Origin of the sequence: Paenibacillus sp. Pae15, from assembly GCF_024519685.1 — a bacterium.
GTDB classification, from domain to species: Bacteria; Bacillota; Bacilli; order Paenibacillales; family NBRC-103111; genus Paenibacillus_G; species Paenibacillus_G naphthalenovorans.
The window spans coordinates 40,946-56,570 of the sequence record NZ_JALJRM010000033.1; the positions used below are offsets into that span (position 1 = coordinate 40,946).

Below are 15,625 nucleotides of genomic sequence, written 5' to 3' on the forward strand. Positions count from 1 at the left end.
ATGGATTACACCTCCATGACAAGCAGTTCCGGATCGGCCAGCAGCTGCTTGATATAATTCAAAAAGTTTTGAGCAGTAGCACCGTCGATAATACGGTGATCGAAGCTTAAGGACAATGCCATGACAGGAGCGACAACGATCTCTCCGTTTTTCACTACAGGCTTTTCCGTAATCCGGCCCGTTCCAAGAATCGCCACCTCAGGGAAATTGATGACCGGAGTAAAGAACATGCCGCCGGCGGAGCCGATGTTCGTAATGGTGATCGTCGAGCCTCTCAGCTCGTTGGGTCCCAGTTTGCCCTCGCGGCCGCGCGCCGCCAAATCTTTAATCGCTTCGGCGATAGCCCACATGCTCTTGCGGTCGGCATCCGGAATAACCGGAACGATCAGACCGTTATCCGTATCGGTAGCAATCCCGATGTGGTAGTACTTTTTGTACACGATTTCCTGCTTTTCTTCGTCGATCATCGCGTTCATTACCGGGAATTGGCGAACCGCCGCAACCAGCGCCTTCACGATGAACGGCAGGTATGTCAGCTTGACGCCTTTCTTCTCGGCAATCGGCTTTGCTTTCGTACGAAGCGCGACGAGCTGCGTCACGTCGACTTCGTCCATCAGCGTCACATGCGGCGCCGTGTACACGCTCTTCACCATGGCATTGGCGATCGCCTTGCGGATGCCTTTGAGCGGTACGCGCTCTTCCTCGCGGTCTCCGCTTGCGGCTGTTAAAGCCGCAGGCGCAGCTTTCGATGCTGCAGGAGCCGCCGTTTCCGCCGCTTCCGGTGCTGCAGCTTTCCCGCCGCCGTTCACAAATCCGAGCACATCTTCTTTCGTCACGCGCCCGTTCTTCCCGGTTGCCGTCACTTCCGCGATGTTCACACCCTTCTCGCGAGCCAGCTTGCGGACGCTCGGCGTAGCCAATACCTCACGCTTCTGGCTTCCGGCCGCCGCTCCCTGCGCCGCGGACGAGCCGCCTGCCATCGGCGTATCCAGCTTCGCAGCGTTCACGTTCGCCGCAACAGCTCCGCCCACCGCGCATTCGGCGCCGGTTTCCGCCCCAGCCGCAGCAGGCGCTGCCGCTTCAGCGGCGCCAGGCGCTTCGCCGTGTCCGCCCGCACTTTGCGGAACTTCACCCTCCACTTCAAAAATGGCTATCAAATCGCCAACCGTACACACCGTGCCTTCGTCAACCTTCAGCTCGACGATTTTGCCTTCCACCGGGGAAGGAACCTCTACAGTCGATTTATCGTTTTGCACGTCCATCAGGATCGTTTCATCGTTTACCGTATCTCCTGGCTTTACATGCCACTTGACAATTTCGCCCTCATGAATGCCCTCGCCCAGCTCGGGAAAACGGTATTCAAACTTTGCCATCGGTCAGTCACCGTCCTTACGATTTATCAGAATTAGAAATCCAGAACCTTATTCAAACCGGCTACGATGCGCGCCGGATTCGGAAGCCATTGATCCTCAATCTGTGCGAAAGGATATACCGTATCCGGAGGAGCCACACGCAGCACGGGCGCTTCCAGATGCAAAATCGCCTTTTCGTTGATCTGAGCGATGACCTCCGCCGCAATGCCGGCCGTTTTTTGCGCTTCCTGTACCACGATCGCACGGTTCGTCTTTTTGATCGATTCCACGATCGTATCGATGTCCAGCGGCATCAGCGTGCGCAGGTCGATGACTTCCGCCTTCGCGCCGCGGGTTTTTTCCAATTCTTCCGCAGCCTTCAGCGAAGTATGCACCATAGCTCCGTATGTGATGATGGTGACGTCAGAACCTTCGCGAACCACGTTGGCTTTGCCGATCGGAACGGTATATTCGCCTTCCGGCACTTCGGCGCGGAACGAGCGGTATAAATTCAGATGCTCCATGAAAAAGACCGGATCATTGTCGCGAATGGCCGAAATCAACAAGCCCTTCGCATCATAAGGATTGGACGGCACGACCACTTTAATCCCCGGCGTTTGCACCAAAAGACCCTCCAGCGGATCCGTGTGCAGCTCCGCCGCCTTCACTCCGCCGCCGAACGGTGTGCGAATGACGATCGGAGCCTGGTAACGGCCGCCGGAACGGTAGCGCATTCTGGCCGCCTGAACCGCAATTTGGTCAAACGCTTCAAAAATAAATCCGATAAATTGGATTTCCATAATCGGCCGGAAGCCTTGAATCGCCATACCGACGGCCATTCCGCCGATCGCCGATTCGGCCAGCGGTGTATCGAATACGCGGTTTTCCCCGAATTCCGCCTGAAGACCTTCCGTCGCCCGGAATACGCCTCCGACTTTCCCCACGTCTTCACCGAAAATTACCACGTTAGGATCGCGCTGAAGCTCAACCCGCATCGCGTCCTTGATCGCTTGAATCATTGTCATTTGAGCCATGGCTGATGGTTCCTCCCCTTTACGCTAAATAATCCGCTTTCTGCTCTTCCAAATGCTGCGGCGTCGTTTCGAACATGCTGTCGATCAATCCCGGCACCGTCATTTTTTCCGTCTGTTCGGCTTTCTTGATTTGCTCCGCCACCGTATTCTTCGCATCCTCGATCACAGCGGCCTCTTCTTCTTCCGACCACAGGCCCTTGCTCACGAGGTAATTGCGGAAGCGGTTCAACGGATCTTTCTGTTCCCATTCCGCCGTTTCCTCTTTCGTACGGTATTTGGACGGATCGTCGCCGGACATGGAATGCGGCAGGAACCGGTACGTTACCGCTTCAATCAGTGTGGCTCCCTCGCCATTGCGTCCGCGTTCCGCTGCATCCTGTACCGCTTTGATGACAGCCAGCACATCCATTCCGTCCACTTGCACGCCCTTAATCCCCGCCGCTACCGCTTTGTGAGCTATGGACAACGCAGCCGTTTGCTTGGAGAACGGAGTCGTAATGGCATAACCGTTATTTTGAACGACGAAAATCGCCGGCAGCTTGAAGGCCCCCGCAAAGTTTATCGCTTCGTAGAAATCACCCTCGGAGGAACCGCCGTCGCCGGTATACGTGATGGAGACACGCTTTTCCCCGCGCTGTTTGAACGCCATGGCTACACCCATCGCGTGCAGATACTGGGCTCCGATAATAATCTGCGGCATCAGCACGTGCACATCTTCCGGAATTTGACCGCCATGCTGATGTCCTCTGGAATACAAAAACGCTTGGTACATCGGCAAGCCATGCCAAACGATCTGAGGCATGTCGCGATACCCCGGACAAATAAAATCATCCTTATTCAGAGCGAACTCGCTGCCGATCATCGTCGCTTCCTGACCCGATACCGGCGCATAAAAACCAAGACGGCCCTGACGGGTCAGGTTTACGGCACGTTGATCCCACGTCCGCGTAAATACCATGCGGCGCATAACTTCCTTTAACTGATCGTCGGAGAGCTTCGGCATCGCTTCCGGATTGACTACCGTACCATCCTCAGCCAGAACGGACAACGGCTGAACTTCTTGCACGTCAACTATATACGGCTTGCTCATGATCAAATTCACCTCTAAGATAGATTTTTAGAAACATGAAAATGTCGATTATTTAAAATTTCTGTTATAGTATTATTATAAACCTGTTTTTATCAATAAGACAATAACTTACTTGAAAAATATGATATATACACATGCATAACACTATAACAGTTTCTCAAAATAAGTAATACAGATGCCTCTTTTCGACAAAACTATTATAATACAAAGGAGATGGCTATCATGGACGAAAGCTTGTACTACAAACGGACCATTGTAAAAGAAACGATATCTTCGGCTGAGCTCGGCGAAGACCGCTCCTTGCGAATATATCTCCCGCCCGGTTACAACGAGCTGCTGTCATACCCGGTGATTTACTGTCAGGACGGAGAAGACTTTTTCAATTTCGGACGGATCGCCACCACCATGAACCGCTTGATTTATGACGAGAATATAGAACCGGCCATCATCGTAGGCGTGGACGTGGATAAGTCGGTCCGCACCTCCGAATACGCTCCCGAAGGCAGCCGGTTTGCCGCATACTGCCGATTTTTCGCCCGGGAGCTGGTGCCCTACCTTGAACATCATTACCCTGTACGGGCGGACTTAAACGAACGGATGATCGCGGGCGATTCTCTGGGTGCAACCGTATCCCTGCATCTCGCCTTAGATTATCCTAGCCTATTTTGTAAAGTTATATCCTTATCGGGCGCATTTTTCCAATCGACAAGAGACCGCATTGCGCAGGAGGACGATTTATCCAGGCTGCACGTGTCCATGGTGATCGGGTTGGATGAAACAGAGGTTCATACGGATCGGGGGAGCTTCGATTTTGTGGAAGCGAATCGAATAACCAAACAGCTTCTCGAAGCGAGAAGCTGTTTGGTCAACTATGAGGAAAAGCCGGGGAAGCATATATGGGGCTTCTGGCAGAACGAGCTGCCATGGATGCTGAAGCAATTTCTTAAGTGATTGCAGCTGCCGCTATCCTTTTCGTATGCCGTAACGCTGCTTCAGCATACAGATCATCTCTATCACCTGATCGCGTTCAGGCAGCCACAGTCCGGAGGCGGCCCGCTCCATCCCTTCCGGAGTTTGCCGGTCACGGATCACCCGCTTGACGCCGTCGGCAAACTTCGCCGCGGCGCCGCCGCCGATGCCGGTAAGCTCCTCCAAGCTGGCCATGCTCTCCTCCGTTACCCGGGGGTGATCCGAACCGCCGCCCGCTTGATCCGATGCGCGTTGATAAAACTCGCGGGCCAGCCGCGCTTTTTGCCTGCCCGTTCCTTCGGCCACCACAAAAGCCTGCACTACATAAGCGTGCGCTTGACGCCGTTGGGCAATGCCGCAAAATTTGCGCCCGCCGATACTCAGGTCAAAATCACCCGGACAATAGGCGCCCTGGACTTCACCCGTACTCACGCTCGCCCCGGTTTCCTGCAGGGTGAGCCGGATGAGTTCGACCATTCGCTCAAAGTCATCGCGAAAATCAATTTCTCCCTGCCTGCGTTTAGGCAGAATCAGCGATAGATTGACAACGCCGAGATCCAGCGGGACGGCCGCACCGCCGGAATTGCGCACGGCCACGGAATAGCCGTCCCTTTCAAGCCATTCGGCTGCTTTCCCCGCTCCCGGCAAACGGCTGTCGCGCAGGCCCATGACAAACGCCCGGGGATGCCGCCAAAGATGAACAAGCGGCGCTCCGCCCTCGCCGACATGCCTGCACAGCAGCTCCTCCAAGGCAAAAGGATATAGCACATCCGGTTCCGTCAGATCGTTGGACCGATCAAGGATCAGCAGATCGGTGAATTTGCTCATGATCTATCCCCTTTATGTACGTCTCAAAGTCGTCTCAAAATAGATACCCCCTATTGTAAAAGGGAACACTCTCCGTTGCAAGCGGGCATCCGCGTATCCGCCCCCTTTCTCTCAGTCTTTTCGGTCCTCCAACCCCTGAATCGCTGCTTGGCCCCATGGAGCCACTTTCAGGTGAACAATCAACCGGTCCGCCTTCTCCTCCAACGCCTGGCCTGTGTTCTCCGGAACGTAGTATTTTTCAATCCCGTATTTCACGGCAATCGCATCGTCCCAGTTGTAATTGATTCGTCCTTTCAGGACGACCTCGCCCTGCCCGGCGGAGGGCTTCGACCCATAGGCCGCCTTGGCCTCAAACAGCCCATCGGCTCCGGGCGCCGCCACTACAAAAATCGTTTTGCCCCGCTCCGCCCGGCTGCCGGGATCCTTCCATAAGGAGGGATCCAGCTGGCTGATGTCATAACTTAAGGTCACGTAATCCCCATACAGCAGATCTCTGGGATCGACAGGCACCGTTCGGACGCGGACATCCTGACCAAACCAGCCGACGGCATAATACGATACGGCGACTCCGGCCAGCACCAGCGCCTGCAGCAGCACCAGTCCAAACACAAGCAAGGAACGGCGCTTTACCGAAACCGCGCTCCCGTTACTCATGCCGAATCCCCTCCTTCGTATCGTCCAAAACCTGTTTTTTCCGGCGGTTCAGGAACCAGCCAAGCCCGAGAAGAATCATTCCGCCGATGATGAAAAACAGCGATTTGTCCATGAAATCCCAAGTCAATTTGCCATAAGCCACCAGCGTGCTGCAGATGAAGAGCAGCGTGCCGAAGTTGATTTTGAAGCGCCACTCCTGTGCATACCCGCACCATAAAACATACAGCGAGAAAAAGAACAGCGAGAGCAGGTACAGCAATTCGATCCCCGAAGGCATGTAAATAAACGGTACCAGCAATACCCATTCGAACGCGCTTTGAGCTTTTCCGTTCTTCATTTTGCCCGCGAGCGAAACGGCGAACAGAAGCACCAGTGCTCCGATATAAAACAGCGGCTCCGGCCGAAGCTGCTCCATCATCCCGTCTTTCCATTCGCCCGGGAACAGGACCATATACACACCGAATATATACGCGGCTGTAAGCGGCGCCGACTGCAGTGCGTAACCGCCGCGGCGCTCCTCAAGCCAATCGCCCAGCACATAAAGCGACATAGCGGGAATGAACATCCACAGGAACGGAATCTGCCCCGACGTCGTCCACATCAGCAGATGCAGCGTTACGCTGAAGCTGAAAAGCCAGATCAGAAGATGGCTGCGCCGCTTCCAGACATAAGTCCCAAGTGCCAGCACCAGCAGACCGAAAGCCGTATAGCTGAACGTATCGAACTCGTTGACACTGTACCACTGGGCAATATTGACCAGCAGCAAGCTCAGCAAATATAAATAACGGCTGCGGTAGAGGAATGCTGCCAGCACCCCCGCGGCCGACCACAAAATGAACGTTCCCGCATGGTAAGCTATCAGATGAAACATTTGACCGATGAGGATGATGCCTCCGCCAAAGGTAATAACACCGAGAGCGACAAGTGCGATGCCCAGCTTATCGCTGCCCCTGCGCACCATGATCTCCCCCGCAACGTAGAAGCCCGCCATCGCCGCCATCACCAGGCACAACCGGACGAGCTGCGGAATATCCTGCCAATTGGCCGCAATAAAGCTCAAAATCCCAAGCCCGAGCAGAATGCTTCCGAGAATCGGAAGCAGACCGACGGCATGCTTTTTATCTTCATATAAATCCAGAATCTGATTCGCCTGCTCGCGGGTTACAATTCCCCGCTCGATCCAGAGAGGCGCTTGGTTTTCCACCCATTTTCTGCTCATAAGCCACACCACCTTTTGTCCCGGACCCTGTCTGCCGGCAAGGTCCTGTTCATTTTAGTATATCCAAGCCGGATAAGAACGGAAGTACTAATTTCTTATAGTACCCGTTCATTAGCCTGCGAATTTATTACAGCGTTCGACATTAAATTTACAAAACGCTTATTCTATTTTTATGCCTGCTCCATTATAATGAAGCTAATTAGCACAATACCCGGAGGGAAAGTCCGAATATGATGTCCAGAAGACTCTTTGTCAAACAGATGCTGGCCATCCTCACATTGATGTCAGGGGGCGCCCTGACTGCATCTCAAATATGGAATGGCGCCTCGGATACATACACTGAAACCAAATCCGGAGGAAATCATTCCCAACAGCCCGAGGCTCGGACGGCTTCCTCCGATCTTTCCGTCCCTGTCCTTTCCTTCTTTCTGCTCAGCGATCTGCACATTTCCGCGGCGGATTCCGTCTTCGACGGCAGACTGCATTTGGCGCTGAAAGACATCAGCAAGTTCGAATCGGATGTGGACACGATCGTGCTGGGAGGCGACTTGACAGACTTCGGCAGAGAGTCGGAGTACAAACGTCTGCAATCGATACTCCATGAGTATAAGCTTCCACCGCTGTACGGGAATATGGGCAACCACGATTATTACGATATATGGCTGAACGCCAAAGGAGCTTTCTCTACGGAGACGATGCCCAACGGCAAAACGGACGCCATGTCACGCGAGCGGTTTATGCGGTTTATCGGGTATAAGGACAAACCTTATCATGAGGTATGGATCAAGGGCGTTCATCTCATCATGCTGTCCCAGGAGACTTACGTTCAGGAAACGCCCGAGGTCGGAGAAGGAGCATGGTATTCCGACGAACAGCTGGCTTGGTTTGAAGAAACGATGAAAGCCCACAAAGACGGGCGGCCCGCTTTTGTCTTTATCCATCAACCGCTTCCGGAGCCGGGCACGGACGGCGGTACGCATCGGTTGATTCGCGCCAAGCGATTCCGCGCCATTCTGGAGCCTTACATCAACGTCTTCGTGCTGTCCGGACACAGTCACCGCAACTTTGTCGGAGAAGACCATTACAACCGGCAGAACACCTTTCACTGGTTCAACAATGCCTCGGTAGGCAAAACAAGGCCCGTCCCCGGTCAATCGGGAACGCCGGTACAGGGAATGTACGTACAGGTATACCCGCATGAAGTCGTGATTCGCGGACGGGAATTCAGTACCCGGACTTGGATCGAAGAAGCGCATTGGAAGGTTCCTCTGCTTCCGGGCAAGTCAACCTGAGCAACGTGCGGCGTGATTGGCCTCCATTCACGATATTGTATTTTATACTTTGGAGGAATAGAAAATGAATTTTGTGGTCACCGGAGGCGCGGGTTTTATTGGCTCACATATCGTGGATGCGCTCATCGATTCGGGACATCGGGTGCATGTTGTCGATAATTTAACGACAGGCCGTCGGGAGAACGTGAATCCCAAGGCAATATTTCATCTTATCGACATTACAGGGGATCAGCTCGGAGCTGTTTTTGAGCAAGCCAAACCGGATATGGTCATTCATCACGCGGCGCAAATCGACGTGCAAACTTCCATGGAGCGTCCGCTGCTCGATGCAAAAGTCAATATTCTGGGTACCCTTGCCCTGCTGGAGCAATGCCGCGAGCATAAAGTGCGCAAACTGATCTATGCTTCTTCTGCCGCTGTGTACGGACCTCCGGAGTATCTTGGAGCGGATGAAGGGCATCCACTCCGCCCGATTTCCTTTTACGGCATTTCCAAGCAAACGCCAGAGCATTACATTGAGATCTTCTCTCATTTATTCGGAATCGATTACACCATATTACGCTATGCCAATGTATATGGAATTCGTCAGGATCCCAAAGGAGAGGGCGGCGTCGTGTCCGTCTTCGTGGATCAGCTGCTGCAAGGACAGCAAACCGTTATTTTCGGGGACGGCGAGCAAACCCGTGATTTCATTTATGTCAAAGATATCGTCAGCGCCAACCTGGCGGCCGTTGAACGCGGGAGCAAAGGAATATACAACATCAGCTGGAATAAGCAGACCTCGGTAAATAATCTGCTGAAGCTAATGAGCGAGCTGTGCGGCAAGCCGTTCGCTCCCCGCTACATGCCTCCGCGCGCCGGCGACATCATCCACAGTCGGCTTGACAACACGGCGGCCAAAGAACAGCTTGGGTGGGAGCCCCGTGTCACGCTGCGCAGCGGACTCCGTGAAACGATTGAATACTACAGCCGCCTCTACGGATCGAACTCATCCTGTCCGCCACAATGATTTGTCTCTTGAGCTCCTCTCATCCTTAGGCTTTCCCGTTCTTCCAGCAATAACCTTTTTCAGACCGGTATGCGTTTCGGTTAGAAAAAGGTTTTTTGGCATGATGTAGGAACTTAAAAGATTTTGTCGAATAAGAAAGAATATACGTTTTTTGATTATACCCTTAAAAGGTGATGTTTTTTGAATCTGATCTGTCAACTTTTGCTTCACATGTTTATTATTATAACACCCGTACTGCTTTACCAGCTTTTTTGGATCGACCGGCTGCAGCGAACAGACGAAAGAAGCAAACATTGGATCGCAGCCGCTATTTGTGCTTTGGTTGCCGTATTCAGTATGTCGTACCCGTTAGAATGGCATCCGGACTACCGCTACGACTTCCGCATGATTCCGCTGGCAGTCTGCTTTTTTTATGCCGGCCCGGTTCCGGCGCTGGGCGTTTCCGCCGTCATCATGGGGTACGGCTGGCACTTGAACAGCTCCGATCTTCATACGCTTCCGATATTATTAAGCTTTATTCTGATATTGCTGTGGTATTGTCAAAAAAGGCTTGGCGATGCGTCCAATCTGCTCGACCCTGTCAAGGGGGCCTTATTGGGACTTGCGATCTCCCTTATATCGGCCTTTGTCGCCCTGCTAACCCAGTGGCTGCAAGGTGTTCCTGTGGGCAGTCATTTCTTCATCTTTTTTTCTTTATACTGTTTAATATTCACGGTCACTTCGATCCTTGTCGTGTATACCATTCGCCAGATAAAGAAAAACCTTGATCTGCGTAAACGAATACAGCACAACGATCAGATGAACATGCTGAGCGAGCTTGCGGCATCGTTTGCCCATGAAATTCGCAATCCGTTGACCGTTGTTCGCGGTTTTGTGCAGATGATGAGCCAAAGCCATTTGCCCGAAGACAAACGCCAATTTTACAACCAACTGGTTTTGGAAGAAATGGACAAAGCCCAATCCATCATCAACGACTACCTGACATTCGCCAAGCCGCAATTCGATGCAACGCAGCTGTTCGATGCCAAGACGGTTATTGCTGCCGCAGTAGAGTCGCTGCAAGCGTATGCCGAGCTTAAAGGAGTGACCATCGAGACGCATTTGCAGGATCAGCTGATGATCAGCGCCAATACGGATAAATTCATGCAGTGCATCGTTTGCTTGTGCAGGAACGGAATTGATTCGATGCCGGGCGGAGGCAAGCTGCAGCTCGTCGGCGTAGTACAGAATCAAACCGTATGTATCGATATCATCGACCACGGCGTCGGGATGACGGCCGACGAGGTAAGGCGGCTGGGGACGCCATATTATTCTACGCGCGTTAAGGGAACAGGACTCGGCATGATGGTTACTTATCGGACCATTCAGAACATTCAGGGCCGCATAGACGTGACAAGCGAAGTAGGAAAAGGCACCTGTTTTTCCATTCTGATCCCTTCCCTGCACTCATCCGCTTATCACTAGACTTACGGAGCAGCAAGAATGTCCATGACTTCCTTGAACAAAGGAACGGACTTGTTGCCGTATCCTTGCGGCACATTCTGTACCAGAACGGCAACGGCGTAACGGGGCTGATCCGCAGGACCATACCCGATGAACCAATGATTTTCTCCCGGCTTCCCGTTCTTCAAGGTCAATTGAGCCGTTCCCGATTTGCCTGCAAGCGGCCATTTGGCCGCCTGCAGCGCCGTACCGGTACCATGGTCTACCACCTCTTTCATCCAAGCGAGCAGCCGCTGTGCCGTATCAGGGCTGATCGGAGCGGCACCTTCCGGTGCAAGCCCTCTTGGAGGGAAAGAGGTATGAAGCCGATCGTTCTGAAACCGGATTTCCTGGACGATGCGCGGCGAGAGTACCTTTCCTTGCGCATATAAGCTTACGACCAGATTGGCCACCTGGAGCGGAGTCACCTGGACATCCCGCTGCCCGATCGCCGTCTGCACTAAAGCCCCCTCATCTCTTTTATCGGTCGAAAGGTGATACACCTGTCCCTTCTCTTCTCCGTCCCACTGCCTGAAGTCCGCTTGTCCCGGCACCGCTCCCGACCAGCCCACGAGAGTCCCCAACCCGAGCTTTTGCGCATATTGCTCCAGCTTCTCCGCGCCGATACGTTTCGCAGCTTCCGCAAAAACGATGTTGCAGGATTGCGCAAAGCCTTCCTCCAGCGTCAAGTGTCCATGTCCCCCCTTTTTCCAGCAGGTGAATCCATACTTTCCAAGCTCTCCGTTGCATTCAAACGTTTCGTCCGGATGCACCGCTTTTTCTTCCAACGCGGCAGCAGCCGTCACTGTTTTGAATATCGAGCCCGGGACGGTTGCTTTTAGTGCTCTATTGCTCCAATGGCCTTCTGTCGGATCGACGTGTCCGGGATGAAACGAAGGACGGCTTGCCATGGCTACCGTATCCGCGTTCCGAATATCCAGCACGACAACCGCTCCTTCCGCAATCCCGAGCCGCTCCATCTGAAATTCAATATGGCTCTGAATGCCTTTGTTCAGTGTCGTAACCATTTTTAGCGGGTAGTAGGGATTGTCGGGCGATATCATTCTCACATCCAAACCGGGTAAAGGCCGCTTCATCCCGTCGGTAAATAAAGAAACCGAGGTAGCTCCGATGCCTTGCAGCCAATAATCAAACGTTTTCTCCAGACCGGCATTCCCGATTTTACTTGTGAGCTGAAGCTCTCCCTTTTGGATTTGGCCTGAAAACTGCTCCATGATCCGCTCCGGATTTTGTCCGATAAAACCGATGACATGACTTGCCGGCTGCTGCTGTGCATATCGCTGCTTGTAGCGCATCACCCGGACATCCGGTAATCCGAGCGCTTCAATCCGCTCTGCCTGGGAATCCGTAAGCGCGACGGGCCGGCCCGATTCGGACCAGATTTCCGGTGATTTCAGCCCGCTGACGAATATATGCCATTCTTTCCCCGGAATTCCCATCCATTCTGCAATCCGGTTCAGCGACTCCTCCCGCCGTCCTCCCGCACTGCCCTCCTCGCGTACAGGAAACACCGTCAGCACCTTCAACTCTTTACCGGTGAGCGGATCGCCGTTCCGGTCAACGAAATCTCCTCTGCCGCTGTCCAGAACTATTCCGTTTTCCCGCTGAATCACAGAGTTCGCCAGTAAATCGATGCCCCTGCCTGTGAAGCTGCGGGTGGCGACGACTTGAATCCAGAATAATCTGATGTTCCAGACGGCCAAAAGACCGACAATCAGAAGTAAAGCAAGGAACATGCGATGCTTTTTCAGCTCGGTTTCGTCATTCATGCCGGAATCTCCTTTAATGCCTGTAATCTAGTAACAGTATGTTCAGTTGTCATGAGCTCCAAACGTTTCTTGACGGCGATGGACGGCAAAAAAAAGCCTTTCCCCGCTTACAGGGAAAGGCTTTAGGCTATACCTGGAATTTGGAAAGAGACTCCTTCAACGAATTGGACAGCTCTTCGAGCTTGTCTGACAGCTTCACAAGACTGCTGCTGATGTTCAGCTGTTCCGAGCTTAAGGAAGCAACCTCCTCCGAGGTCGCTGACGATTGCTGCGCCACAGCGCTCACATTCGTCATCGCGTCATTCAATATCATTTGCGAAGATTCCAATTGGCTGATCGATTCCGTCACTTCCGAGAGCCTGTCAATCAACCCGCCCATTTGCGAATCAACCTGCTTGAAGATGGAATCCGCCTCTTTAACGGATTGAATCTGCTCCTGGAATATCGGATAAGCCTGGGAAAGTACGCTTACCGTTTCGTCTATCTCCTTTTGTATCTTCTCGGTAATTTCACCCACAACCGCAATCGATTGACGGGACTGATCCGCGAGCTTGCGGATTTCGTCGGCTACCACCATGAATCCTTTGCCTGCCGCACCCGCTCTGGCCGCCTCGATGGTCGCATTTAAGGACAGGATGTTCGTTTGCTTCGTAATGCTGTTCAGCATTTCCAGAATTTTTCGGATGGAGCTGGTGCTGTCCTTCAGGTTATCTACCTTCTCCACCATTTCCCGGGTCATCGCTTCCGTCGTATTCGTCTTGCCGATCAACTGGGACATATATTCAATCCCTTGTTTACTCGACTTCTGAACTTCCGATGCGGATGAGCCCATAACGATGTTCGCATCCACCACGTTTTTCATTTGCAAGCCGATGTTGTGGGTTAATTCATTCCCCCGCTCCGATTCCGCAGCCAGGCTGGATGCCCCGTTGGCTATTTCCTCCGTTGCGACGGCGATCTCCTTGGCGGAAATGGCCGTCTGCTTCGAAGCCTCGGACAATTCACCGGCGGTATTGAGCACATCCTGCGCAGACTGATTGGTTTGCTGCACGAGTCCGGTGATTTTCTCCATCATTTGATTGAAGCTTTCACCCAGCTGGCCGATTTCATCATTCCGTTTGACCGTCATTCGGACTCTTAAATCTCCCTGCTCTCCCTGTTTCATCAAGTTCCGGAGCATAATGATCGGCCTTCCGATCATTTGGGCGATAAAATAACCGATGATGACTGAAATCACCGCTGCGACAGCGGTCATCAGCCAAGTCATATTGGATATCGTTTTGGCGTCTTTGACCAGCTCGTCCACAGGCATCTCGCCCACGAGCAGCCAATGGTTCTTTTGGGATTTGTAGTACACCAGCTGCATGTTTTTATTGTCGCTGAGCAGCCTGCCCATGTCATTTTCAAACGATTCCTTGGCAACGCCGAGATTGCTGTCATTTCCGATGGTCGTCCGATCTGCATGATAAATCAATTCCATATTCGGACCGGCAATAATCGTTCTTCCGCCTTCGCCCATATTAATGGAGCTTAATTCTTTATCAATGACGTCCAGATTGATCTCCATCAACAAGACCACATGATAATCGTTGGTAACCTTCAACAGCCGTCCCAATGCGAAGCTGGCCGCACCGGGGACTCCGACGTTTTGTGAGAATCCGCCCTGCTTGGTCCCCAGCCAGGAAACGGCTCCGTTGTTGTCCAGGATAGATTTGAACCAGCTTTCTTGTCCCAAGCCCTCGCTTTTAAGGGTGCCTCCTGACCCTGCCAACGGATCTCCGGCGGAATTCATTAATTGTATGGAGGTAATGGCTTTATTCGAATATGAATATACGTTTAGCCTTTCTCCAAGCTTTTGACGAAGCACGAGATATTCATAGCTGTTTTTGTCTAGCTGATTCAACTCCTTCAGCACGTTCCTCAGATCTTCGTCGATTAAAATTTGCATGGATAAATCTTCATATGTATTGTACAGAATATCCAGCTTTTGCCCCGCTTGAACAATCGTCTGTTCGGAGGCTTCGGCCACCTTTCTTTGAATCACGTCTTTGGAAATGAAATAAGAAATGAAACCCACGCTCAAGACGAAAAACCAGATACTCAAAAGAAAAATGATAAACAGCTTTGTTCCAACCGATTTGAACAAGTTATTCAACCTGATCCCCTTTATCGCATCGATGGCACGTGAAGCATTGGGCGCCCCTTGACGGTTACGCCTGTTGGAAAATTTCAAACGAATCTGTGCTGTAAATGCTTTGCCGGCTTTTTGCAGGCTGGCTTTGAGTGAAGACCAGTAGTTCTTCACAGAGACCACCACCTAGATTTGGTATATTTAGCTGAATGTGTAAAAACACAACTTGTACGTATTCGACAAGTTTAGCCATAATCCTTTTATTTTTCCTGCATAATTCAAAAAATATAGTTCTATCGCCCCAATCTAATAAAAGAGTTTTCCAGCGAATATGACAAAAAACACAGCTGACTTATTATATATCGGGACAAATCAACAAAAAATTTATAGTCTTTTTAGACTATCAATAAAAACCAGCCAATGGTTTGTCAACACTTTTGATTGCTTGACAGATAAATAGTTTGTATACTATTTTCTAAGCATGACAAATAAACCTCCATACAATGGAAGTTTATGGTTGTTTCTACTTATAATTGGTGTTTTATGAAGTGTAGGGTGCCCTTTTTTTAGCAAAGCGTAGACGTGATGTAATAACTTGTTGGCGCAAGCGATCACGGCTACTTTACGGGGCTTGCCCTCACTTTTTTTCTTGCTACGCGTTGTCGGTTCGACGTATGATCGAACCGGAGAGTGTGTTTGGACAAATGAAAAACAACCGGAACTTCCGGCGTCTCCTGCTTCGCGGCTTGCCCAAAGTGAGCCTGGAGGTCGGGTG

Annotated in this window: 12 protein-coding genes and 1 pseudogene; 5 read left to right on the forward strand and 8 right to left on the reverse strand. The window is 51.9% G+C overall.

Annotated elements, in window-relative coordinates; genetic code table 11:
• Positions 1–5 precede the first annotated feature (5 nt).
• Genes NR121_RS21570 through pdhA form a run of 3 tightly spaced genes read right to left on the reverse strand, consistent with a single transcriptional unit; the run spans position 6 to position 3,476 of the window.
• Entirely contained in the window at positions 6–1,373 is a 1,368-nt protein-coding gene (locus tag NR121_RS21570) for a dihydrolipoamide acetyltransferase family protein (protein WP_062409187.1), read from the reverse strand.
• A 32-nt stretch (positions 1,374–1,405) separates the two neighbouring features.
• The gene (locus tag NR121_RS21575; protein ID WP_054820342.1) at positions 1,406–2,386 is read right to left on the reverse strand and encodes an alpha-ketoacid dehydrogenase subunit beta; all 981 of its coding nucleotides are present in this window, start codon (positions 2,384–2,386) and stop codon (positions 1,406–1,408) included.
• Between the two features lie 19 nt (positions 2,387–2,405).
• Positions 2,406–3,476, reverse strand: coding sequence for a pyruvate dehydrogenase (acetyl-transferring) E1 component subunit alpha (gene pdhA / locus NR121_RS21580; protein ID WP_062409188.1), 1,071 nt, complete (start codon positions 3,474–3,476; stop codon positions 2,406–2,408).
• A 222-nt stretch (positions 3,477–3,698) separates the two neighbouring features.
• Between pdhA and NR121_RS21585 the strand changes: the two genes are divergently transcribed.
• Positions 3,699–4,427, forward strand: a complete 729-nt coding sequence (locus NR121_RS21585) for an alpha/beta hydrolase (protein WP_062409189.1) — start codon at positions 3,699–3,701, stop codon at positions 4,425–4,427.
• A gap of 12 nt (positions 4,428–4,439) precedes the next feature.
• Here the strand turns inward: NR121_RS21585 and NR121_RS21590 are convergent, their stop codons facing one another.
• The 3 genes from NR121_RS21590 to NR121_RS21600 form a co-directional block, all read right to left on the reverse strand.
• A complete protein-coding gene (locus NR121_RS21590) occupies positions 4,440–5,273 on the reverse strand; it encodes a lipoate--protein ligase family protein (RefSeq protein ID WP_054820173.1) in 834 nt (277 codons plus the stop codon).
• 111 nt (positions 5,274–5,384) lie between these two features.
• The gene (locus tag NR121_RS21595; RefSeq protein ID WP_137670139.1) at positions 5,385–5,927 is read right to left on the reverse strand and encodes a GDYXXLXY domain-containing protein; all 543 of its coding nucleotides are present in this window, start codon (positions 5,925–5,927) and stop codon (positions 5,385–5,387) included.
• Positions 5,920–7,146, reverse strand: coding sequence for a DUF2157 domain-containing protein (locus NR121_RS21600; protein WP_054820174.1), 1,227 nt, complete (start codon positions 7,144–7,146; stop codon positions 5,920–5,922). Before NR121_RS21600 ends, NR121_RS21595 begins: the two co-directional genes overlap by 8 nt.
• A 230-nt stretch (positions 7,147–7,376) precedes the next feature.
• On the opposite strand from NR121_RS21600, the gene NR121_RS21605 reads away from it, so the two are divergent.
• The 3 genes from NR121_RS21605 to NR121_RS21615 all read left to right on the forward strand — a co-directional run bounded on the left by NR121_RS21605 (position 7,377) and on the right by NR121_RS21615 (position 10,911).
• The gene (locus NR121_RS21605; RefSeq protein ID WP_062409190.1) at positions 7,377–8,438 is read left to right on the forward strand and encodes a metallophosphoesterase family protein; all 1,062 of its coding nucleotides are present in this window, start codon (positions 7,377–7,379) and stop codon (positions 8,436–8,438) included.
• A gap of 64 nt (positions 8,439–8,502) precedes the next feature.
• Positions 8,503–9,447: an NAD-dependent epimerase/dehydratase family protein gene (locus NR121_RS21610; protein ID WP_054820175.1), complete on the forward strand. Its 945-nt coding sequence runs from the start codon at positions 8,503–8,505 to the stop codon at positions 9,445–9,447.
• 180 nt (positions 9,448–9,627) lie between these two features.
• Positions 9,628–10,911: an ATP-binding protein gene (locus tag NR121_RS21615; protein ID WP_256831916.1), complete on the forward strand. Its 1,284-nt coding sequence runs from the start codon at positions 9,628–9,630 to the stop codon at positions 10,909–10,911.
• Positions 10,912–10,913: 2 nt separating this feature from the next.
• Here NR121_RS21615 and NR121_RS21620 read toward each other — a convergent pair whose 3' ends face one another.
• Both NR121_RS21620 and NR121_RS21625 read right to left on the reverse strand, forming a co-directional pair.
• Positions 10,914–12,719, reverse strand: coding sequence for a peptidoglycan D,D-transpeptidase FtsI family protein (locus tag NR121_RS21620; RefSeq protein ID WP_256831917.1), 1,806 nt, complete (start codon positions 12,717–12,719; stop codon positions 10,914–10,916).
• A 127-nt stretch (positions 12,720–12,846) separates the two neighbouring features.
• Positions 12,847–15,024, reverse strand: a complete 2,178-nt coding sequence (locus NR121_RS21625) for a methyl-accepting chemotaxis protein (protein WP_256831918.1) — start codon at positions 15,022–15,024, stop codon at positions 12,847–12,849.
• Between the two features lie 479 nt (positions 15,025–15,503).
• On the opposite strand from NR121_RS21625, the pseudogene NR121_RS25495 reads away from it, so the two are divergent.
• Positions 15,504–15,625: pseudogene (locus tag NR121_RS25495) on the forward strand (transposase); the annotation flags it as partial.